A 21,563-nucleotide genomic window follows, 5' to 3' on the forward strand; every position below is an offset into this window, starting at 1 on the left:
GTCATCACCTTTACTCTTGGCACTTTCTTGGAGGTTCCGTGAAAAAAGCATTGATTCCGTTAATGTTCGTTGTATTTGCATTGCACAGCCCTTCTTCTTTGGCTGACAGCCGACCTCTCGAAAAAAAATCCATTGTAGGGCAAGTTGAAACGATTAATGTCCAGGATCTGAAACTTGAATATAAAGCCCGAATTGATACTGGCGCGAACACGTCATCTATCAATGCTTATGATATCCGTATCTTAGGTGATAAAAGTGAGGATATGCGTGAGAATCTGGGCAATATGGTGGAATTTAAGACCGAAAATGAGAAAGGTGAAACAACAACGCACAAAGCAAAAATTGTTAAAGTCAGTAAAATCCGTAATGCTCAGGGTGTTGAGCGCCGTTACGCAGTAAAAATGGATTTAAGCTGGAACGGTGAACATAAAGAAGTCACCGTAAATCTGCGAAATCGGAGTAAGTTGGAATACAAGTTGCTGCTTGGCAGAAACTGGCTGATGGGCGACTATCTGGTTGATGTGGAAAAGTCGGACGAAGAAGACTAGCCTTCTGTTCTGATTAACCATTGCGTGAATGTGATATGCTGCCTCACAAACAAGGCAGCATTGTTTATTGTAATTACCACCACATAACAAGTTATAGTGCATTAAATGAAAAAAATTTATCCCATCTCTGATGAAAATGATAAGCAAAAGAGCATGAAAGCCTTCACACATCCCATAGAGAGTATCGATATCTGGGAAGTGCTGACGCAAAAACAGTATTCATCGAACACATTACTTGCCTTCAAAAATGACTGGAATAGCTTTCTTCAATATTGCCTGGACAATCACGCAACCCCATTACCTGCAACGGTGAAAACGGTGCATCATTTTATTGAAACCATGGCCAAGAAACGAAAGTTAGCCAGCCTAAAACGTTACATTGTCACAATTGGTCTGGTTCACCGGTGCCATGCCCTCCCCGATCCTTGTCGGCATACAGAAGTCCGACTGGTACTAAATAAGTACTGTGTAGAAAAGAAAGACGACTATAAAAATGCGAACGCCTTCAGGGACGACCACTTGCAGCAATTGGTTGATGTTTTTTCTGTCTCTGCCAAGCCCAAAGATATTCGTGATTTGGCGATATGGTCTGTGATGTTTGAAGCCATGCTCAAACGAAGTGAACTGGCAGCACTGACGATTGAAAATATCTCGATTGACTCGTCCGGGCTCATTAGCCTGCACATCCAGGAACACACGATTGCATTAAGTTCAATGGCATCACGCAGTATGCAGCGTTGGCTGACGGTGGGTATGATTGAATCAGGTGTCGTTTTCCGCAGAATCGATCGTCATGGCAACATTGGCGAGCAGCCGCTTGACCATTCATCCATCTATCGGGTGTTTCGCCGTGCAGGCGAAGAACTCGGACTCAGCCAGGACTATATTTTTTCCGGTCAATCGCCCAGAGTGGGCGCCGCGAAAGATTTATCCGATGCAGGTGTATCTATCCCGGATATACAATCCCAAGGCAGATGGAAGAGCCCGGCTATGCCGGCACAGTATGCGGGCCATAAAGACAAACACGATACGGAAATTGCGAAGTACGTTAAGAAAAAGGACTGGGAAAAGTAAGAGTGGATTTAACCGCCCGGTCCCGATGCCCACTGGGGTTGAACGACGGCATGAACAGGTTCAGTAATTCTTTCAAACAAGCCTTCCAACGGGGTCAGAATACCAAAGTACCCTGCCTGATTCGCTTCAACCCATTCCTTAAGGTTTATGCCTTCCCAACAAATTTCGTATCCGGCATTGAGAGCCAGAATTTCGAAGAAAATTCGCTGAACGCGACCATTTCCTTCCCTGAATGGGTGGATGACGTTCAGTTCACAATAATAATGGGCGATACGGCGGATAAAATGATCAAAGTCCAAACCACAAAGATAGGACTCGTCAGCCAGTGAAGCAAACAGGCGTGTCGCCTCTCTTTCAATATTTCTGGCGTGACAAAAGCGGCTCTGGCCTTTGGTGATATCAACACGGCGTATATCGCCAGCCCAGGCATATAAATCCTGAAATAAAGTGAAATGTATTTGCCTTAGGTAGTCCAAATCAAACCGGTCAAACTCAGGGACAAAATGCTCAGCCCGCACCCGGGTAAAGTCCCGCTCCGCCAGAGCGAGTTCATCTTCATCATTGATATTCAGTAAGTTGATAAGGACAGCAGAACCGGGATAGCAATCAGGGTCCTGCTGAACGCCATATTTATCTCGCATAGTGCTTCTTTAACCGGGCAATTTGTTCATGCTCAGGCACAGGAGGTTCATCTGGCGTTTCTCTGCCTGGCGCCCCATCGAATTCAAAGCCTTCAAGCTTCAGACTGGCTCTGTAATTCTTGTTCTGCATTGCCTTAAAACGTGCCATTTTCTGTTTAGTCGTCAGCATAGCGTTCTTCATCGTCTCATCGTCAGTATTACAGCCAATGAAAAAAACGCCAGTCAGGCTGGCGTTTTGAAACCGGAAAATCATTGGCTGGATTGAGGCACCGCGCTTTTGATGGCTTGCTCAAGATAATCTGTAAAATGATGACCATGATGAGCCAGCATCTGAGGAAACATGGATATTGGCGTCATACCAGGAAACGTATTGATTTCATTCAGAAGAATTTCACCATCTTCACTCAGGAAGAAATCGATTCGGGAGAGATCTTTCAATTTCATATGCACAAACGCTTTTCTGGCATAACTGCGAATGGCTTCAACCTGCTCTTCAGTGATATTTGAAGCTTCTACGGTTGTCGTCGAGTGGCTGTCTGTGCTGTATTTTTCTTCGTACGTGTAAAATTTGCCGTCCGGGCAAGTCACTTCACCAGGCTTGGTCACAATTAACTCATTGCCATACTGATAGGCAGCCACTTCTAACTCTCTTGGTTTGATGGCTTTTTCAACCAGAACCTGATCTGAAAAAGTGAACGCCTTGTTCAGTGATTCAATCAGGCTGTCCTGATCCGTAGCTTTATAGCAACCCACAGATGACCCCTGACAAGCGGCTTTGACAAAAACACTGCCCCAACGTGTTAATGCGTCTTTGGCTATGCGGACAGACTCTTCATCCTGCTCGCTCAAAAAGACGTAAGGGGTATTCGGAATACCCAGGGCATCAAACCACAATTTGGTGGTGATCTTGTTGAAACAATTCGTGCTGGCCTGAGGACCACAACCAAAATAAGGGACAGCCGCGATTTCCAGTAAAGATTGCAAATCACCTGTTTCACCGGGGTAACCATGAACACACGGAATGACATAGTCAACCGGAAGTTTTTCGCCTGATTCGCACTGAATACTGCGATCCAGGTTCAACTGCCACTTCTGACCATCACCATCAAACCAGCCGTTTTTCTGCATTTCGAGACGGATGTAGCGAATGCCGTCAATCGCCTGGAGGTTTTTCTCTATGAAATTGGCAGAAACCAAAGACACTTCATGTTCCGCGCTGCCACCGCCACAAAGTAGTAAAACGTGAATTGGATTCATCTTGATCCCTTGTAAAACCTGACCTGTCGTTCATGACAGGCCGAAATTTGTTTGTACCGCCGGATTCCTCTGTACAAGTGAAGATATAAGCAAATATCTCCGGCAGCCTCAAGGCATCAACTATTGCATCTTATCTATCAGGCATCAAGCGATTGACCTGATTCCCTGCAGTGAAAGCGGTCAAGGATGCAAAAAATAAGCTCTTCCAGGGAAGAGCTTATCGGAGTGTGATTAGTTTAGCTTGGTGAGCTTCGGCTCTGGTGATTGATGAATCTTAGCCAGACTGCGGACAAAGGGGCCGAAAGATTGGATCTCCGCAGGCAAATCTTTGATGGCAGCCTGTGCTTCCTGGGCAGTATTAAAATGCCCATAAAGCAAAGTGTACCAAGGCTTTTCGTGGAAGGTTTTCTGATTCACCCACACGGGTTGCTGCCCCGGTAACTTAGCAATGTAGGAAGCAAAACCACCGTTTTTACTGACACCCAGTACCTGAACAGTAAAACCTGTGGCAGGTTCTGTCGAATATTCATAGCTGACTTTTGCAGTTTGCGGCTTACTCGCCTGCTGAGTTACGGCAGCAGAGGCCGCCACAGGTGTAGATTCTGTCATAGTCGCTACTGTTTTTTCCTCAGAGACTGCAGGTACATCAACGGGGGCAATCTCTTGATCAAGGGGGACGACTTCATCTGTAATGGCTATATCCACAGGGCTCAGCGGTGGAATCGGCTCATTGATCTGCTCAATGGCCATGGGTTCAGTTGTTGAACCCTGTTCTACGGCCATGGCCGCTTTTTCCTGCTCATCCAATGTCGGTACCACTGTCCCATTCATTGTCTGACGTTCATTATCTAGCGCACAGCCTGCTAAAGCTGATGTAATCGCAACCATTAAGGCAATTTTTTTCATTATCATCGTGCCCGATCAAATTTGTCTTTAAAAGATTCTGCACCCCGACCTGATGCCAATCAAGCTTGCATCATTCTGTAAGCGATAGAATTGGCGTTGTGTCACAGGTTCAAAGTAATATCAATAATAGATTGATTTTTTATGTAAATTCCAGTTTTTAATAAAAATGTACAATATAAAAATACAGAGAATGAAGCACAGCGCCTTCTTCTTTTCGAACAATGTCGAATGGGTTCCATTACACTCACAAGCAGTGGATGTAAAACAGCCCGATCATGAAACAAAGCGATGAGAAGACCATTGTCTGTCGTTGAGTGTAATTGTTTGCGAAATACTGAGAGAACATGCCATGAAAGGACTCGAGTCACTACTGAAGCCACGTTCTGTCGCCATTATTGGCGCATCGGATAATCCCAAGCGTGCCGGTTATGTTGTCATTAAAAACCTGCTGTCTGGCAATTTTCATGGACCCATCATGCCTGTCACCCCCAAATACGATGCCGTTGCGGGAGTGTTAGCCTACCCAGACATTGATAGCCTGCCTCGCGTACCTGATCTGGCCGTGCTGTGCACCAATAGTGCCCGAAATGTTGGCATTATCGATCAATTAGGCCGTAAAGGTGTCAAACTAGCCATCGTGCTCGCTGCAGGAATGAACAGAGAGCCAGATAGTGACGGTGTCACAGAAGACATGCGCATGCATGAAACCGCCAGACAATACGGGATGCGCCTCATCGGGCCAAACAGTATGGGAATGATCTTACCCTGGCACAATCTCAATGCATCTTTCTCTCCGGTTTCGGCCAACAAAGGCAATATTGCCTTCATCTCACAGTCTGCAGCTGTGTGTACCACAATTCTGGACTGGGCTAAAAACAAGAATATTGGCTTCTCAACCTTTATCTCGCTGGGTGATACCTGCGACATCGGTTTTGCAGAACTGCTGGACACATTGAGCCGTGACAGCAAAACACAGGCTATCTTGCTGTACATAGACTCAATCCGCGATGCGCGTCGCTTCATGTCCGCGGCACGGGCTGCGGCGCGAACCCGGCGCATACTAGTACTGAAAAGTGGCCGGACAAAAATTGGCAGTGCCGCTGCGCATCTTCACACAGGGGGAGAAATCGGCCTGGATGCTGTCTATGATGCCGCGATCAAACGATCGGGGATGCTGCGGGTGCACAACACCCATGATTTGTTTGCCGCAGTGGAAACACTGGCTCATGCTGTGCCCTTGCGCGGTGAACGATTAGCCATTTTAACCAATGGTGGCGGCCCTGCGATTATGGCCGTTGATGCACTGAGTGAACGAGGCGGGAAACTTGCCACACTCAGCCCGGAAACTGTCGAGAAGCTTTCCGCTGTATTACCGGCCAGCTGGTCTCAGTCCAACCCGATTGATATCGTCGGGGACGCCGATATCGCCCGTTATGAAGCGGCAACCAGGATTCTGATAGACAGTGATGATTTCGATGCCCTCCTGATCATGCACTCGCCCTCTGCCATTGCACCGAGCAAAGAAACAGCCGAGCACATGGTGAAAGTACTTCAGCAGCACCCCCGTACCGCACATTTCAACATCCTCAGTAATTGGGCCGGAGAGAACCAGGCCTTGAAAGCCAGGCAGGTTTTCACCCAGTCCGGTTTTCCTGCTTACCGGACGCCGGAAAGTGCTGTCACCGCCTTCATGCACCTGGTCGAATACCGGCGCAATCAGAAACAACTGATGGAGACTCCGTCCTCTTTCGGTGAGACCCAGAGCAACCCAGGGTTGGTGCATCAATTATTGGATCAGTTACTCGATCAGAAAATCTATCATCTGGAAACACATGAAGTACGCCCTGTACTGGAAAGCTATGGTTTTCATACCCTGCCGACCTGGATTGCCTCAGATCCCGCAGAAGCCGCCCATATTGCCGAGCAAATTGGCTATCCGGTTGCCGTTAAGTTGCGGTCTCCTGATATCCGTCATAAATCTGAAGTCCATGGTGTCATGCTGCATCTGCGAACGGCAGCAGAGGTTGCCAATGCCTCTCAGGCGATTCTGGACCGGGTTTCTTACAATTACCCAAAAGCCCGTATCGACGGTTTGCTGGTTCAGCGCATGGCCAACCGCTCTGGTGCACAGGAGCTACGCATTGCCGTTCACACCGATCCCGTGTTCGGACCTGTCATTCTCATTGGTGATGAAGCTGCAGAGTGGGATATCCATCGAGATGCCGCCGTTGCGATTCCGCCGCTGAATATGGCGCTGGCGCGATATCTTGTCATCAACGCCCTGAAGACAGGCAAAATAAAACAGCGCAGCTTGCCGGATCGACTGGATATTCCGGCCCTCTGTAAACTGCTGGTCAAACTTTCGCAACTGATCATTGATTGCCCGGAAATTATTGAACTGGATATCCATCCCTTACTGGCAGCAGGTGAAGACATGACGGTGATCGATGCATCCATGACCATTCACCCTTTTACTGGCGATACACAACAAAGGCTAGCGATTCGGCCGTATCCAAAAGAGCTGGAAATTTTCACTTCGCTGAAAGACGGTTCACCGATTTTACTTCGTCCGATTCGCCCTGAGGATGAGCCCGGCCATAAAGACTTCATCGCCCGGGTTTCGCATGATGACTTGTACAGCCGCTTTTTCTCCGAAGTCGGTGAATTCAATCACGAAGCCCTGGCGAATCTCACTCAGATTGATTACGACCGTGAAATGGCCTTTATTGCGGTGACACTAGATCCTGACTCACATACTGAAACAGAAATTATTGGTGTCAGTCGCGCGGTGTCTGATCCCGGTAATGAAGAAGCTGAATTTGCAGTGCTGGTCCGCTCTGATCTCAAAGGGCAAGGACTGGGGAGCATCTTGCTTAACACCATAATTCAATATTGTCGGCAGCGGGGGTTACAACGGTTAACCGGAATCACCATGCCCAACAATCAGGGAATGTTGTCACTCGCCAGAAAAAGCGGCTTTCAGGTAGAGATACATTTTGAAGATAAAACTGCAGAACTTCTGTTGGCATTACAAGATGACAGCCAGCCCGCCCAAGGTTAACCAATCTCCACAAGCGTGGCAGGGGGCTAGCGGTGACAATAAAAAGGCTGACCATCAACCAAAGGTCAGCCTGCTTTTTCATGGCTTACTGAGTTAACGCGCTACTCAAAACGTCGACACAAACGAGCATCAGTTCAGGTGCTTTTTCCATAACTGCTCAAGTTGTTTGATCGCCCAGGTTTTTGCCTTACCCATACGGCTGCGATTCCAGGCCAGGACCAGTTCAAATTCCCTGACAGGGTTATCCCCGACCATGGCCAGCTTCCCTGTTGCTAAATCATCCTGAATGAAAAAACTGGGAATTGTCGCAACACCAAGGCCGGCACGTAAGGCATTCAACTTATCATTCATGCTGGACACTGTGAGTAACGGTTGCTCTTCAAGAATATTGTGAGTGATCGGCGGCAGATTCCGTGCGGTATCTGCAACCGCAATCCCTCGGTATTGCTGGCGAATCACGGGATCGAGCGGATTCTTATGTTGATGAATCGGGTGATCCGGATGGGCAACCCAGACAATATCCATTTTGCCAAGTGGCTGAATTTTCACTTCCGGCGGCGCGACACTGGGCGGCGGTGCAATCAGAATATCGGCTCTGTCCTGCGCAAGTGCTTCCCAGCATCCGGCCAGAATTTCTTCACGAAATTTCAGGCGGGTTTTACTTTTCTTCGCCAGTGCATCAATCAGCGGAAACATCAGATCGAGCTTAATCAAGCCATCATAGGCAATGGTCAGATCTAACTCCCAGCCGTGCGCCAGCGCTGTTGCATCAGAGACCATTTCATCCGCCGCGGATAATAATAATCGCCCCCGGTCCAGTAACAACCGGCCAGCTTTGGTAAACGCAGCTTTATGACCGGAGCGGTCGAAAATCACCAGATCCAGATCCTGTTCCAGTTTCTGAACCTGGTAACTCAGGGAAGATGGCGCTCGGCCGAGCTCTTCCGAGGCTGCGGCAAAACTGCCGCGACGCTCAATCGCATCTAAAACCATCAATGCTTCAAAGGATAATAACCGGTTCAATTTCAATCCCTGTGCCAATACAGCCATTTATTATGAGGCTGTTTTAACACATTCACCTGAAAATGCCTATCTGTGCATACCGTGCAATGCATCAGGTTCAAACGGTTAACGGCACCTCAGAAAGCCGTTCCCGACGGCGGCGATTTCTGAACACCAGGCCTAAAGCGGCCAATGAATACAAAACAGCCAGCCCCCAAAGCTGAAACCACCAGGCACTGATCTGACTAAAACTCGCTCCCATCTGATTTAACCGCAGAAATCCGTTAATCGCTGGTGTCGAAGGCACCCATTGTGCCAGCCAGTAAACCGGGGCTGGTAGTGCGGAAACGGGCCATACGAAACCAGCCGAGAAAACCAAAGGCAGTGAGCTGAGCAGAACGATTATTGTCGCCAGTTCCTTTCGGGGGATCAGCTCACCAAGGACGATGCCTAACGCTGTGACTGAAATCAGAAAAGGCAGTGTCAACATCAGCATATCGCCGATTGAAGCCTGACGACTGATACCATAATCCTCAAAACTCAGCCCAAAGTAATAAGCAGTCAGCGGCAGATAGATCACGGTAAACAAACAGATACGTGTAAAAATCATTCGCCAGGGAGAGCAGGTATGCCAATAACCCGGCCCTGCGGATCGGTGCATTTCATTCTGCGCCGCGCCCACTAATGCAGAGCCAATCAGCAGTGTCTGATGGAGTATCAGTACGAATACGGCCGGGACAACGTAATTGATGTAGCCCATGGTCGGGTTAAATACTGGCCGCATATTGAGTTTGAGCGATGTGTACTGCTGCGAAGCTAATGACAGGTTATCACCTTCCATCACCATACGGGCCACTTTTGCTTCTGCGCTGAGCGTCCCCGTTGCGGTTGCCAGCCCTTCCACCACAGTCCCGTAAACCAGAAACAGCGCCGCATCGCCGGCGAAAGAGACTGTCGGGCTGGTGCCAAGCAGGAGATCCCGGTAAAAGTGCTCCGGGATTACGAGCATCCCTTTCACTTCTTGTGTTTGAATCCAATGTTTTGCTTCTTCAATACTGGCGGCTGTTTTCGTCACAGCCACCTGAGGTGTCGCATCGACCATGCGGATCAGCGCCCGGCTCACCGCACTGTTGTCCAGATTGACAACCGCAATCTGCTGCTCGCGCGGAAGCTGGTTTGAATAAGGCAGTGGGTAAATAAGCGAGTACATCAAGACGCCGCCAAACACGGTGAATATAATCGCAGGGTTCGTGAACACGGCTTTCAATTCACTCAGAAACAATTGACGCCAGCTCATATCCCGCCCTCCGGTTGGCGCTTACGCCAGACAAGCATTTTCAGTATTCCTAACCCCATGGCCAGCAGAAATACCGCAAGCGCCATCATCTGAGGCATCGCTTGCTGTAAGCCCGTGCCATAGTTCACCTGCTGGACCTGAATTTCAATGTAATGACTAACAGGCAACAGCGCCCGCCAGCCGGTCGCAATCGCTGGCATGTCAGTCGCAGGAAAGGTGATTCCCATAAAAGCAAACGCCGGTGCTGAAAATCCGGCCACGAAACTCATTGCGCGCGTGACATCCATCGCCAGGAAAAAGAACAGCACGGCCACACTCTGACAAGCAATGACCATCAAACACTGCGCCACCAGTAAAATGCTCCAGCTACCGTGCATTGGCCAGCCCAGCAGTGAGTACATGCCCCACAGAAACAACACACCCTGCAGAATAAAAACCGCCGCATAAGGTATCAGCTTGCTGACTAACTGCTGAACCGGGTGTTGTCCCAGCCAGGTCAGCAAACCCTGCCGCCGCTGCTCTGCCGCTAGCGCCATCACAGTTGTGGCAATGATGAATATCTGCCACATCGCGGGAATCGCTGCCGAGACCAGAAACTGCCCATAGTGCGAGTTACTGTTAAATAACGGGGTGATCTGATTTCGCACAGGCAAGGCCTGCCCAAGCGCCTGTTGCGGAACGGGTGTACCAGACACCATATTGCTGATCGTATCGATACTGGCAGCATAGGTCGTCTGCGCTGACACGAAAGCGCTGTTGATCAGCTTGGCAATCAAAATAAACTGGGCGTTATAGAAGACTGTCACAGACGGAGCGCGCCCGAGCAACGTGTCTTTTTCCAGAGAATCAGGAATCACCACCAACGCATAAATTTCTCCGTTGCGCATTAATGCGGTGCCCTCTTCGACCTCGCTGAACTGCCGGGCAACCGACAAGGTCGGGCTGGCATCGTAGTATCGGATCAATCCGCGCGACAGGCGGCTGTGATCCAGATCGACCACACCGACGGGAAGATCGCGGGCGATCCCTTGTGAGAATATCCACCACATCAGGACAAACAGACTTAAAGGCAAAAAGAACAGCATCGCTTTCAGCCAGGGTTCCTGACGGATAAGCTGCCACTCTCGCTGCATTGCGTTGAACCACATCTCAGCGCTCTACCAACACACTCATACCGACACGCAATCCGTCAACGGGCTGCAGCGGACGTGCTTCGACTTCAAAAGTGCGCATATCGAACCCTTGCTGGGTGTCTGTTGCCCGCCATGTTGCAAAATCTCCCATGACCGCAACATGCGTGACCGTAAACGGGATGGTTTGATCCCCCAATGCCGGCACCTTCGCTTCAAATTGAGTGCCCTTGGCAAAATCGGCCAGCCTGTCTTCCCGGACATGAAATACCGCCCACGCATCATCCATATCGATGATGCTGACCACCGGAAAGCCTTGTGGTGCTAATTCGCCACCATGAAGCAGGATCTGGCTGACTTCGCCATCATGCCAGCTGGAGATCTTCGTATCCGCCGCATAGGCTTCAACTTCTGCGACCGCCCCGGCAGCCATTCGCTCTTTTTCCTGTGCAGCGCGTTTGGTTTCTTCCCGCGCCCCTTCTTTGGCCATTTCAAACATCTGATAAGCAGCTTGCTCTGTATAGCGGGCCGCTTGCCACTGGGTATAAGCCTCATCCCTTTTCTGCTCGGCGACAACGCCGTCACGATAAAGATTGTTGATACGGCGATAAGTTTTTTCAGCAAGGGCCGATGCTGCTTTGGCTTTTTGCCACTGATCGCTGGCGGCCGAAATTTCCTGAGCACGTGCGCCATTTTGTGCTTCATCCGCAAGAGCCCCAGCGGCCTGCTGACTGGCTTTCGCCTGCTCGAGCTTGGCATCAATTTCAGGACTCAGTAAGGTAAAGATCAATTGCCCTTCAGAAACTTTATCCCCTTTGCGCACCAGGACCTGATCAATTCGGCCGGCCACTTTCGAAGAGATATTGTATTGCTGAGCTTCAATCTGTCCCTGCAAGCGCTCAACATTCGGCTGATAGGCATGCCAGAATCGGTATCCCAGCCAAGTGGCCAGCGCAGCAGCCGGTAATACCACGGCAAGCGTTTTGAACTTACTCATTTCAGTTAACCTTAAGTCCTTTATCATTTTCATATTGGTCGAAGGTATTGATATCACCACTAACCGCCAGTAATCGCGACAATGCTGTGACGTAGTGATAAGCCGCTGCGAAGCGCTGGGTTTTGACACTCGCCAGATATAATTCAGCATCGACGACATCCAGAGATGTCGACAGACCCTGACTAAAGGCTTTCTCACGCAACACCACACTTTCCTTGGCCAAGGTAATACTGGAGGCCAGTCCGTCATATTCTTCCAGTGCCTGAGAAGCTTCCCGGTATGTTTTTTCAACCAGCACGCTCAAGTCCTGCTCTGCCTGTGCGCGCAGATAATTCACCTGTGTCATTGCACTGTGGGCCGCTTTGACTTTGTCTGAACGGCCTGAAGAGTCGAGTAGCGGAATACTGACACCCACGCCTACCGCCCAGTCTGGCGTTGTTTTCGCTGCCAGCGTGTCTTCTTCATAAAGGTTGTAATTCCCGTACAGAAAAACTTCCGGGTAGTATTTGCCTTTTTCTGCATCTAACACGCCGTTCGCCTGCGTTTTTTTTGCATCAAGAATATGAAGACCGGGGTAGTCACTAAGGGTTTTATCAATAAAGGTGGTCATTGCCGGTAGTCCTTCATTGACGAACAAGGACGTTGAAGGCAATGCAGGCGTTTGTAATTTCAGCAAGCGTGTCAGAGCAACTTGTGCAATTTCCAGATCGCGCTGGGCTTTCAGGCGCTCAACGCGGGCTTTATCAAAAGACGACTGGGCCTGTAAACGCTCAACTTTGGCTATCTGTCCTTGCGATTCTAACTTCAGGGCATTTTTATAATGCTTTTCCAGTCCGCGTTCCGCCTCCTGACGTGTGTCCAGCACTTGCTGCGCGAGCACCACACCAAAATAATAGGTCGACAGATCTTCAAATTTGGCATGCTCTTTCATCTCAAGCATGTATCTGGCTTCCTGAGTTTTCCCTTTCGCGATGTCCTGTGCCGCCATCACTCTTCCCCCGAGAAATACAGGCCAGATCGCGCGCACTGAACTGGTCAGAATATCTCTGTCGGTCAGTTGTGAGGTGAACATTTTGTCGAACTGCCCCGGAGTCATCCCCATGAGCTGGGCCAGGCCACCTAAACTGTTTGCCTGGCTTCGCCCGGCCGGGGTACTCGCAATCAAATCAGAAGGCGCAATCTCAATAGGACCGTCCAGGTAGGTATAGTTGGCAGACACCGTCACTCTGGGTAAAGACAGTGCTTTCGATGCCTCTTGCAGGTATTCGGCCTTTTCGACATTGCTTTTTTCTGCCGCCAGTTCATCGTTATTGTTTCGGACAATTTGCCAAGCATCGTCAAAACTGACCGTCGCTGCTTTCACCGGGAAACACACGATATTGATCAGCAGCGCCAGGGTGATGGGGTTAGCCAGAGTCGGCCTTACATTCATCGTATATCCTTAATGACCTCGGAATGACTGCTCATGTTAGAGCAAATACTCTACTTTGCAAGATTCAATGAAACAATTATTTACATCTAGATCACAAGATATTGTTTTATAAGCATAACAAAAGAAAAAGCCCTCGGTTGAGGGCTTTGATACTTGATTCCAAGAATGTGGGTTACATCAACCATTTCCACCAGATAAAGATGGCCAGAAAACCGTAAAGATAAGTTAAACCCGCCCATGACAGCAATTTCATTGATTTCGACAGTTTCAACTCTTCAGGCAATGATGCCGTGGACACCAGGCGATAATTCAAATAAGCAAAGACAGGTGTCGTCATAAAGGCCAGGATCATGGCAAAGTCCATCATGGGCATCAGCGCTGAAGTGAAGAACAAAATGATCGCCATCGCAAACACACTGACAACAATCATCCACCCATTAATATAGCTGTTTTGCTCCAGTGGTTTTTTCTGAATAACCAGCTGTGCTTCGGCAAGCGCACGAGAATAACCATCGATAACGGTAATCGTACTGCCAAAAATACAGAAGAAAGCGATCACGGCGATCAGGTAACGAGACCACTCCCCGATGGTAGACGCATACATGCTCACTAACTGATGAGAGAAGCCGATTCCTGACGCTTTCAGTTCAGTCCCCGTGCCATACAGCACCAAAGCACCCAGTGAAAGAAACACAACCGCCAGAATTGCCGTACCAATGTAGCCAACATTGAAGTCAAACAATGCCGAGCGCGTTGTCACTGTTTGCTCTTTACGCTGACTCTTCAGCCAGAGAGAGGTCAGGCATGAAATTTCAATTGGCGCCGGCATCCAGCCCATCATTACGACAATGAACCCGAAAGATGCCAACGTCCAGGCAGAAGGGCCCTGGTATTCTGCAGGCGCGGCACTGCCATTGCCTGCGGCTATGACAACCGCAGAAATAGTGGCGATCACCAGCACCGACATAATCACTTTCGACAGCCCATCCAGCGCTTTATAGTGACCAGCCATCAATATGGCCAGACATGCAACAAGCACAATGGCAGAGAGAACCGGCAGGGGTAAATTGCCCGGCATGAAATAGCCCAGCAGGCTGGCACTGAACAATAGCAGCGCTGCTGTATTCACAATACCGGATAACAGATTCAGCCCTGAGAAGACCCACAGATAGCCACGCCCTAATTCGTCGTAGCCTTCGACCAGGCTTTTGCCTGTGCCCATGGTGTATTGGATACCGGCTCTGAAAAATGGATATTTAAAAAGGTTGACCAGCAAAATAATTGCAGCCAGTTGCCAGCCGTATATGGCCCCGGCTTTCGTTGATGCAACCAGGTGTGATCCACCAACCGCCGCCGAGGCCATCATAATTCCCGGCCCTAACGATTTGATTAATTGCTTGATGCCACTGCCCTGTCTGGATTGCGGCGGGATAGATACTGTGTCTGACATTCAAATACGTCCTGTATAGTTTTTTATAGTAATGAGCTTCTTTGTCTCAGGTTTAAAAACGTTGTGCAATCCCCTACCTGGCGTGGATTTAGTGATAAACGCTGAAAAACTGACATCCAAAGCATATGCCACTCACTACTCGTTATATTTGCATCAGTAAATTTTATGAACCTTGATAAAAAAACGATAAAAAAAAACATTGATTGCCAGCACGGTATCGCAGCAGCGGATAAAAACGTGGCGCAAAGCCGCTATAAAACGATGATTTCACCAAAAATTCCGCACTCCAACCGGACAGGGCTTATGCTTGTTAAGAAAGCACCATCAGTTTTTCATACTCGCTTGAGCCTTTATGCCTACAGCTAAACACAATGACAGTGCGCAAGCTCCCTCTTCTTCAAGTGTTCCGCGCCGGATTCGCCGGGGCCTGTTATGGGTCTTTATCGTCGCTAGCTGCGCATTAGCCTCACTCGCCGTAGGTGTGACTTTCTGGTTAGCCGGTGAAGGGATCCAATTAGGGTCTGTCTCTGGCATCAGTTTGTCGAAGCAAGGCATCTCCGTTAAAAAACTGAGTCTGAATATCAAAGACAATGAATTTGTGCTGAATAACGTTTTGCTGTTACACCGCTATGCCGGGGAACAACAGCCGACTCTCAAGGATGCCCCTCAGGAGGCTTCTGCTGCCGGCTGGAGAGTTGAAGCCGACAGGCTGGCAGTAGCTATTCCGCCGGCACTTAGAAAGACTTTACTTGAAAATGGTTTCATCGCTGACAGTGTTACTTTCGACAAGGTCAAACTGATAACTCAGGGTGCACTGACCGAAGGACAGTTCGTGATTACCGCCGATCTTGCGAATGCGATCCTGGCGACACCTTCATCGAAGACGACCTATCCGCAGTCTTTACATAACATCAGTATTGGTGTGTCCACTACCCCGAAACTGCAGCTCAGTGGGACGATCGGGCGCGGTGAGATTCAGCCACCTTTGGCAGCCTTGATGACAAAGAGTTACCCCGTCACATTCAATGGGCTTTCTTTTGCATTACCGGCCCAGGAGGAATCACTTCCCCTGTCGCTCACCATTGAGCACATCGCACTGGCAAACACATTGTCAGAACAATCTGACCCGAATGGGATACAGCAACTCTCTCTGGCTGTCGATTTATTATCACCACAGCACTCGCTCGCGCTGAGTATCAACACATTTCGCTGGGATCCCACGGCTTTCTTGTCTCAGGAACAGTCTTCAGCATCGGTGAATTTTCCCCATTTGGGACACATCACCAGCCTGCTGTTTCAGGCACCGGTCCAACAGATTGAAATCACCTCCATGGCAATCACTGATTATTTGTCACAGGCCAGTCTTGTTTTCCAGCGAAATACAAAACACACCCGGTTTGAGTTAAAGGGGACAGTGATTTCAGCGCAGCAGACTTTGTTACCGCTAGACAGCTACTTTCAGGCTGATGAAAATCAGCAAGCGGTATTTTCGGTAAAGCTCACTGATGCCGAACAGACAAGTGCTTCTGCCAGTGACTTAGTCACCTGTCATGCCCGCTGGCAATTTACGTCAGATCTGCCGCAGTCTCTCAACTGTAAAAGTGACAACGTCACCAAAGTACTCGATTATTTTGCGATTCAATCCATCTCCCTGCCCGACCCAAATCAGCAACAAGCCAGCATTCAGCTCAACCGGGTGGAACCACAACCGCTTCAGACGGAAATTGACCGGCCCGGATCGATGTCTGTGGCCGCCCCACAGTCAGCCACATGGGACTATGCCATTGAGATAATTTCGCCCAGCCGCATTCAATTCCGCTTACCCCGTTCACATCAGCGCAGCGGGCTAAACCTGGATGGTCCCGTCACCTTAAAACAAGACGGCCGCTGGACAGGGTTATTGTCGTTTGACCGGCAACAGGCGCAGATGAAGTTATCTTCCCCGGAAGACTTAGACATTGAGACAGAAAACCCGGCGCTTCAAGGGCGCTTCAGTATCCACACCTTTTCTTGCGCTCTGCCTTTAGTCGCAACGGTTCAGCACACAGCAGCAGCCCGGCCTCAATGCTCCGGCACCAGTACGATCACAGGAATCGCTCCCCTGATTGAACTTTCTTCCCTGACAATCAGTGAAATGCAGCTGAAACAGCAGATAGCGCTACAAAGCTCTGGCCACGTACTCAAACTGCATCTGAGGGAAACTCAGCTCCTCGCAAAAACGATCGTCTTACCCGATGTGTCAGATCACAAGCAAAGTACCTTACGTCAGGTACGCGTCGATATCCCCGATATCAGGCTTCAGCTGGACAATCTCTTTTCATCATCACCGGCGAATACACCGGAAATATGGCTGCATCATGCCGGAAAAAAACCTGCCACACTGGAGGCTGCCTTCAGCAGTTTGCGCACCATGAACGCAGGTTCTGAGCCGGGGAAACAACAAGCCTCCCTTCCCGCCCAGCAATTTGACGGTCATGTCGCGATCACTCTGGACCAGTTCGAGGCAGATAACCATGCTCAGACATGGTCGCTTTCCAGCGATTATTCAACACGACTGGCGCTCAACCTGAATAACCAGACGCTGCCTGTTATCCGCAATCAGGGAAAAATGACACTCAACGCCGATGCGCTTGCCATTACAGGTTTGTTCAGTAGCGCGCAAAGTCAGCCATGGCTAGATATTTCATTCACTCAGGAATGGAAAAGTCGTACCAGCCGTATTCAGATAAGACAAAAACCCATTGTTTTCTCGGCAAAACAGAGTCTTAAAAAGCATTATCTGGCACCACTGGCTGTCAGCGCTGATCTGCATTATGGCAGCGTGAGTGCCCGGGCCGATCTGAAATATAAAAATGATCTCTGGTCCGGAACGCTGGATATTTTCACAACACATTTAAGCGGGCATATCAAAGACACCCACTTTGCCGATCTGAATGTGTCATTCACCAGTTTACTCACCAACAACACGATACGAAGCCGCCAACCACTAACTGTTCATGCTGGCTGGCTACACTTCGGCACCCTGTTTCAGGACATCATAGCCAGCCTTGATTTCGATACAGGCAAGTCTCACTATATGCTGCATAAAGCAAACGCCAATCTGCTTGGTGGCCAGATCAGTACCCGTAATGTGGTCAGTGACTCTTTGACCAATATTGACGTGATTCCCTTGCGCATACAGCGTCTCAATCTTAAGAAATTACTGGATTTATTTAACCCGAAAGATGTCGAGTTAACCGGAACGCTGGATGGCGTTTTGCCGGTGCGCATTGTAGATAAAAATCCCGTGATTGAAAAAGGTGCTTTATTTTCAAGAAGTCCGGGGGGATTTCTGAAATACAAAGAAGGGGCAAATATCAACGAAAACGTCAGGAGCGGAGGCGAAAACAGCCTCAAAGTGATCACCCGGATTCTCAGAAATTATAAATACGACTCTCTTGCGGTTGATATAGACTATTCCAAAGAGGGTCAATTAAATGCTAGTGCCAGGTTCAAAGGCCGGAATCCGGATTTTCAGAACGGAAGACCGGTCAATATTAATCTGAACCTCGAAGACGATATCCCAGCACTGATCAAAACGCTCAATACGATCAATGCGTCTCAATTTGAGCGGATTTTTGTGAAGCAACTTGGTCTTGAAAATTAGACTTTTGCGCTGAATTTATTGCAAATGACTTGAAAAGGTCGACGCCCATGGATATTCAGTTTAAGTATTACTGTATGACAGGCTGTTTCGCAGTGATACTCTTAATGACTAGTGGTTTGTCCGGATGCACACCGACTGTTCAGGTTGCGGCATCAGACAAGCCGATAGAGGTCAATCTGAACGTGAAGATTGAACATGAAATCAGGATTAGAGTGGATAAGGAAATCGATGATCTCTTCAGTGACGATGATGTCTTCTGACAAGGCGGAGCGCCTGTTATGAAACGCATACTGACTTATCTGGCCATATTTCTGTTTTGTACATCTGCATTTGCAATTGATTTACAACAGGCGAAAGCACAAGGCTTAGTGGGTGAAGCCAACAATGGTTATCTTGCTGCTCTGGCACCCTCACCCTCTGCGGAAGTACGTCAACTCATTCAAACTGTGAACAGCGAGCGAAAAGAAAGCTACCAGCGTATCGCCGTATCAAACGGACTTACGTTAACAGAAGTGAGCCGCCTCGCTTACAAAAAAGCGATAGAAAAAACCGAAAGCGGCCATTTTTATCAGAGCCCAAGCGGATTGTGGGTTAAGAAGTGACCTCGCGTTTAGTGCGCCATTCCGCCACCATCGATAGATAACACACCTGGATGACAGAAATTTTCAGTCATATTCACTCCCAAGACGCGGTATACTTCAGCTCTCATTTTCTGTGTGCTGTAGAAAGATGCTGTTCCAACCTGCCTTACTGAAACAACAGTTGACGCGTTATCCCCTTTTCTGGCTCGGTGCGTGTATTTGCCTGATGCCATTCATCAACTCCCCTGTGGCGCTGATTCTGGGTTTCTCATTTGCCACCTTAGGACTTGTCCCAGCAGATATTCCGGTCGCTGCTATCACAAAGAAATTGCTGTCAATGGCAATCATCGGTCTGGGTTTCGGTATTCAGCTTGATGTTGCCATTGCGGCAAGCAAGGCCGGTTTAGGGCTTATTGTGGCTTCCATTGTCGTGACTCTTGCCATGGGATGGTTACTGACCCGATGGCTGAAGTTAGACAGCAAAACCGGCCATCTGATTGCATCCGGCACCGCCATTTGCGGCGGCAGTGCTATCGCCGCTGTGTCGCCGGCAATCGGCGCAAACAGCCATCAGACCTCGCTGGCACTGGCCACTGTGTTTATCCTGAACTCAGCGGCCCTCTTCTTATTTCCCTCGGTTGGCCATCTGCTGGATATGACACAACACGAGTTTGGTGTCTGGGCTGCGATTGCCATTCATGACACTTCTTCTGTTGTGGGTGCTGCAGGGGCTTATGGCGACGAAGCATTAAAAACAGCCACCACGCTCAAATTAGCCAGAGCGCTATGGATTATTCCGCTCGCGTTTCTCAGTGCGCTAATGTTCAGAGGCAAAGAGAAAAAACTCGCCGTGCCAATGTTCATCGTCTTCTATTGTATGGCCATGCTGACGGCACATTGGCTGCCCCAATTTTCTGAGCTGTATCAGGGGATTTTCGCGCTTTCGAAACGCGTGCTGGTGGTGTGCTTATTTATGATTGGGGCAGGAATTACGGTTCAGAAACTGCGTGCAGCCGGGTTTAAACCGCTGTTGCTGGGTGTGTTGCTGTGGTTGGTCATTGGCCTGAGTTCATTGCTTGCTATTTTGCTTGGAGCGGCCTGAATTGCTTAGTCGGTATCCCATTGCGGTGCCGGCTCTTGGTCGCTACTGTGCCTTTTACCAGACCAGGCTCTTGTGGCAACCTGATAAAAAAGCAACGAAAAAGCCAACAGACTCAGCAAAGCGCTCCAGCCGCCCGTTGTCACCGTTGCCCCTAATGTCAGCAGCAAGACCAGTGCTACCGATTTCTTTGTTTTATCCATCTGAGTGATTACTGCTTTTTATCTTTCCTGAAGCTCATTATTGTTTAAGCACCACTGCCGATAAAAATACCGAATCACACTAAGAAAGCAGGTTTCGTTATAACCATAAGTAGTTAAAGCACTGTTTTTATACCGCCAGTTATTATCAACCAGATGCATGCAACCCCGGTACTTTGGTCTAGGCTAACAATACACCTCTGTAATCCTCTGTAAGCACAGGAGATCATCCGTATGCGTCGATTTGAAAACTTGCTCTTTATCAGTGATGGTGTGCAGGATGAATTGGATGGATTGAAACAGGCCATCAGCCTGTCACAAGCTCACCACAGCACCCTGACTGTGTTGATTATTTATCCTGAATTGCCTGATTCGCTGGGAAATTATCAGGGGAATTGGGAACAAGCTCTGATTGAAAACACCAAACTACAGATTGCACAGGCAAAATCCGCCTTGTCATTCTCCGAACAATCTGTGATGCCAATCATTCTGGCACAAAGCAGCAAAAAGCCCTCGACCTTAATTATTCAGCATGTCATCAGAGACAACTATGACATGGTGATCAAATCTGCCAGTTTCAATCAGAATGAGGCTGGATTGAAAGCGATTGATATGGAATTACTCAGGCAGTGCCCCTGCCCGGTCTGGCTGTGCCGTCCCATTACCCATGCGCAGAGAAAAGTTCATGTCGCAGTAGCGATTGATGCCGAAAACAATAGCAGGGAAGAAACGGATCTGGATCTGATGCTGCTCCAGCTATCCCGCTCGCTGGCGGACGATTGCGACGGCAGTCTGAACATCATTTCCTGCTGGGATTTCCCATACGAAGAAATTACCGGCAACCCGTTTATTCATGTCCCAGAGCAGGAGCTTCAGCTGTCCATCAAGGAAGCGGAACAAAAAAACATAGATGGGCTGAAAAAACTGATCACCCTATCTGGCATTAGCGGGCCGGTAAAAGAATTCCATCCCAAAGGCCTTCCGCAAACTTGCATCCCCGACATCATTGAAAGCGAAGGCATTGAGTTGTTGATTATGGGAACAGTTGCCCGATCGGGCATACCCGGATTTATTATGGGAAATACTGCTGAGGATATTATCCAGAATACGAAATGCTCGATTCTGGCGCTCAAGCCCAAAGGTTTTGTATCGGATGTAAAAGCTTATTAGCGTAAGTATTACCGTTGTCGATAATGATGAAAACGTCACAACAAAAAACGGGCTGCCACTTGGCAGCCCGCA

Annotated in this window: 20 protein-coding genes; 9 read left to right on the forward strand and 11 right to left on the reverse strand. The window is 48.9% G+C overall.

Annotated features, from left to right (window positions below):
• Positions 1-38 precede the first annotated feature (38 nt).
• Positions 39-548, forward strand: coding sequence for a RimK/LysX family protein (locus tag LN341_RS20465; RefSeq protein ID WP_046220868.1), 510 nt, complete (start codon positions 39-41; stop codon positions 546-548).
• 105 nt (positions 549-653) lie between these two features.
• A complete protein-coding gene (locus LN341_RS20470; RefSeq protein ID WP_234205548.1) occupies positions 654-1,622 on the forward strand; it encodes a tyrosine-type recombinase/integrase in 969 nt (322 codons plus the stop codon).
• A gap of 8 nt (positions 1,623-1,630) precedes the next feature.
• Here the strand turns inward: LN341_RS20470 and LN341_RS20475 are convergent, their stop codons facing one another.
• The 4 genes from LN341_RS20475 to LN341_RS20490 all read right to left on the reverse strand — a co-directional run bounded on the left by LN341_RS20475 (position 1,631) and on the right by LN341_RS20490 (position 4,426).
• Positions 1,631-2,263 carry a putative adenosine monophosphate-protein transferase Fic gene (locus tag LN341_RS20475; RefSeq protein ID WP_234205549.1) on the reverse strand — a complete coding sequence of 211 codons (633 nt, stop codon included), beginning with the start codon at positions 2,261-2,263 and terminating at the stop codon, positions 1,631-1,633.
• A complete protein-coding gene (locus tag LN341_RS20480; RefSeq protein WP_234205552.1) occupies positions 2,253-2,444 on the reverse strand; it encodes a YhfG family protein in 192 nt (63 codons plus the stop codon). The genes LN341_RS20475 and LN341_RS20480 overlap by 11 nt, the downstream gene beginning before the upstream one ends.
• A gap of 68 nt (positions 2,445-2,512) precedes the next feature.
• Positions 2,513-3,520, reverse strand: a complete 1,008-nt coding sequence (locus LN341_RS20485) for a D-alanine--D-alanine ligase (RefSeq protein WP_046220872.1) — start codon at positions 3,518-3,520, stop codon at positions 2,513-2,515.
• Positions 3,521-3,751: 231 nt separating this feature from the next.
• Complete coding sequence (locus tag LN341_RS20490) at positions 3,752-4,426, reverse strand: SPOR domain-containing protein (RefSeq protein WP_234205553.1); 675 nt, start codon at positions 4,424-4,426, stop codon at positions 3,752-3,754.
• A gap of 349 nt (positions 4,427-4,775) precedes the next feature.
• Here LN341_RS20490 and LN341_RS20495 point away from each other — a divergent pair, with 349 nt between their 5' ends.
• On the forward strand, positions 4,776-7,487 hold the full coding sequence (locus LN341_RS20495) for a bifunctional acetate--CoA ligase family protein/GNAT family N-acetyltransferase (RefSeq protein ID WP_234205555.1): 2,712 nt from the start codon (positions 4,776-4,778) through the stop codon (positions 7,485-7,487).
• Positions 7,488-7,616: 129 nt separating this feature from the next.
• Here LN341_RS20495 and LN341_RS20500 read toward each other — a convergent pair whose 3' ends face one another.
• The 6 genes from LN341_RS20500 to LN341_RS20525 all read right to left on the reverse strand — a co-directional run bounded on the left by LN341_RS20500 (position 7,617) and on the right by LN341_RS20525 (position 14,795).
• Positions 7,617-8,510, reverse strand: coding sequence for a LysR family transcriptional regulator (locus LN341_RS20500; protein WP_304622703.1), 894 nt, complete (start codon positions 8,508-8,510; stop codon positions 7,617-7,619).
• A gap of 97 nt (positions 8,511-8,607) precedes the next feature.
• The gene (locus LN341_RS20505) at positions 8,608-9,786 is read right to left on the reverse strand and encodes an ABC transporter permease (RefSeq protein WP_234205558.1); all 1,179 of its coding nucleotides are present in this window, start codon (positions 9,784-9,786) and stop codon (positions 8,608-8,610) included.
• Positions 9,783-10,934 (reverse strand): ABC transporter permease, encoded by a 1,152-nt coding sequence (locus LN341_RS20510; RefSeq protein WP_234205561.1) that lies wholly within the window; start codon positions 10,932-10,934, stop codon positions 9,783-9,785. Before LN341_RS20510 ends, LN341_RS20505 begins: the two co-directional genes overlap by 4 nt.
• A 1-nt stretch (position 10,935) precedes the next feature.
• A complete protein-coding gene (locus LN341_RS20515; RefSeq protein ID WP_046220877.1) occupies positions 10,936-11,913 on the reverse strand; it encodes an HlyD family secretion protein in 978 nt (325 codons plus the stop codon).
• Between the two features lies 1 nt (position 11,914).
• Positions 11,915-13,345 (reverse strand): TolC family protein, encoded by a 1,431-nt coding sequence (locus LN341_RS20520; RefSeq protein WP_234205563.1) that lies wholly within the window; start codon positions 13,343-13,345, stop codon positions 11,915-11,917.
• 172 nt (positions 13,346-13,517) lie between these two features.
• A complete protein-coding gene (locus LN341_RS20525; protein ID WP_234205566.1) occupies positions 13,518-14,795 on the reverse strand; it encodes an NRAMP family divalent metal transporter in 1,278 nt (425 codons plus the stop codon).
• A gap of 165 nt (positions 14,796-14,960) precedes the next feature.
• On the opposite strand from LN341_RS20525, the gene LN341_RS20530 reads away from it, so the two are divergent.
• The 5 genes from LN341_RS20530 (at position 14,961) to LN341_RS20550 (ending at position 20,124) form a co-directional block, all read left to right on the forward strand.
• A complete protein-coding gene (locus tag LN341_RS20530; protein ID WP_234205567.1) occupies positions 14,961-15,161 on the forward strand; it encodes a hypothetical protein in 201 nt (66 codons plus the stop codon).
• Positions 15,148-18,441 (forward strand): YdbH domain-containing protein, encoded by a 3,294-nt coding sequence (locus tag LN341_RS20535; protein WP_234205569.1) that lies wholly within the window; start codon positions 15,148-15,150, stop codon positions 18,439-18,441. Before LN341_RS20530 ends, LN341_RS20535 begins: the two co-directional genes overlap by 14 nt.
• Positions 18,442-18,545: 104 nt before the next feature.
• Positions 18,546-18,701, forward strand: a complete 156-nt coding sequence (locus LN341_RS20540) for a YnbE family lipoprotein (protein ID WP_234206608.1) — start codon at positions 18,546-18,548, stop codon at positions 18,699-18,701.
• Between the two features lie 18 nt (positions 18,702-18,719).
• On the forward strand, positions 18,720-19,043 hold the full coding sequence (locus tag LN341_RS20545) for a YdbL family protein (protein ID WP_234205571.1): 324 nt from the start codon (positions 18,720-18,722) through the stop codon (positions 19,041-19,043).
• Positions 19,044-19,170: 127 nt separating this feature from the next.
• The gene (locus LN341_RS20550) at positions 19,171-20,124 is read left to right on the forward strand and encodes a YeiH family protein (RefSeq protein WP_234205572.1); all 954 of its coding nucleotides are present in this window, start codon (positions 19,171-19,173) and stop codon (positions 20,122-20,124) included.
• A gap of 5 nt (positions 20,125-20,129) precedes the next feature.
• Here the strand turns inward: LN341_RS20550 and LN341_RS20555 are convergent, their stop codons facing one another.
• Positions 20,130-20,324 (reverse strand): hypothetical protein, encoded by a 195-nt coding sequence (locus LN341_RS20555; RefSeq protein WP_046220885.1) that lies wholly within the window; start codon positions 20,322-20,324, stop codon positions 20,130-20,132.
• A gap of 231 nt (positions 20,325-20,555) precedes the next feature.
• Between LN341_RS20555 and LN341_RS20560 the strand changes: the two genes are divergently transcribed.
• The gene (locus tag LN341_RS20560) at positions 20,556-21,491 is read left to right on the forward strand and encodes a universal stress protein (protein ID WP_234205574.1); all 936 of its coding nucleotides are present in this window, start codon (positions 20,556-20,558) and stop codon (positions 21,489-21,491) included.
• Positions 21,492-21,563: the final 72 nt, after the last annotated feature.

It is taken from the genome of Photobacterium sp. TLY01 (genome assembly GCF_021432065.1).
Classification (GTDB): domain Bacteria; phylum Pseudomonadota; class Gammaproteobacteria; order Enterobacterales; family Vibrionaceae; genus Photobacterium; species Photobacterium halotolerans_A.

What these genes read in the sequence shown, in the direction of transcription:
- LN341_RS20535 (WP_234205569.1), top strand. Translation starts at nt 15,148, where the DNA reads ATGCCTACAGCTAAACACAATGACAGTGCGCAAGCTCCCTCTTCTTCA.
- LN341_RS20545 (WP_234205571.1), top strand. Translation starts at nt 18,720, where the DNA reads ATGAAACGCATACTGACTTATCTGGCCATATTTCTGTTTTGTACATCT.
- LN341_RS20480 (WP_234205552.1), bottom strand. Translation starts at nt 2,444, where the DNA reads ATGAAGAACGCTATGCTGACGACTAAACAGAAAATGGCACGTTTTAAG.
- LN341_RS20530 (WP_234205567.1), top strand. Translation starts at nt 14,961, where the DNA reads ATGAACCTTGATAAAAAAACGATAAAAAAAAACATTGATTGCCAGCAC.
- LN341_RS20555 (WP_046220885.1), bottom strand. Translation starts at nt 20,324, where the DNA reads ATGGATAAAACAAAGAAATCGGTAGCACTGGTCTTGCTGCTGACATTA.
- LN341_RS20540 (WP_234206608.1), top strand. Translation starts at nt 18,546, where the DNA reads ATGACTAGTGGTTTGTCCGGATGCACACCGACTGTTCAGGTTGCGGCA.
- LN341_RS20505 (WP_234205558.1), bottom strand. Translation starts at nt 9,786, where the DNA reads ATGAGCTGGCGTCAATTGTTTCTGAGTGAATTGAAAGCCGTGTTCACG.
- LN341_RS20550 (WP_234205572.1), top strand. Translation starts at nt 19,171, where the DNA reads ATGCTGTTCCAACCTGCCTTACTGAAACAACAGTTGACGCGTTATCCC.
- LN341_RS20470 (WP_234205548.1), top strand. Translation starts at nt 654, where the DNA reads ATGAAAAAAATTTATCCCATCTCTGATGAAAATGATAAGCAAAAGAGC.
- LN341_RS20475 (WP_234205549.1), bottom strand. Translation starts at nt 2,263, where the DNA reads ATGCGAGATAAATATGGCGTTCAGCAGGACCCTGATTGCTATCCCGGT.
- LN341_RS20495 (WP_234205555.1), top strand. Translation starts at nt 4,776, where the DNA reads ATGAAAGGACTCGAGTCACTACTGAAGCCACGTTCTGTCGCCATTATT.
- LN341_RS20525 (WP_234205566.1), bottom strand. Translation starts at nt 14,795, where the DNA reads ATGTCAGACACAGTATCTATCCCGCCGCAATCCAGACAGGGCAGTGGC.
- LN341_RS20510 (WP_234205561.1), bottom strand. Translation starts at nt 10,934, where the DNA reads ATGTGGTTCAACGCAATGCAGCGAGAGTGGCAGCTTATCCGTCAGGAA.
- LN341_RS20560 (WP_234205574.1), top strand. Translation starts at nt 20,556, where the DNA reads ATGCGTCGATTTGAAAACTTGCTCTTTATCAGTGATGGTGTGCAGGAT.
- LN341_RS20490 (WP_234205553.1), bottom strand. Translation starts at nt 4,426, where the DNA reads ATGAAAAAAATTGCCTTAATGGTTGCGATTACATCAGCTTTAGCAGGC.
- LN341_RS20515 (WP_046220877.1), bottom strand. Translation starts at nt 11,913, where the DNA reads ATGAGTAAGTTCAAAACGCTTGCCGTGGTATTACCGGCTGCTGCGCTG.
- LN341_RS20485 (WP_046220872.1), bottom strand. Translation starts at nt 3,520, where the DNA reads ATGAATCCAATTCACGTTTTACTACTTTGTGGCGGTGGCAGCGCGGAA.
- LN341_RS20520 (WP_234205563.1), bottom strand. Translation starts at nt 13,345, where the DNA reads ATGAATGTAAGGCCGACTCTGGCTAACCCCATCACCCTGGCGCTGCTG.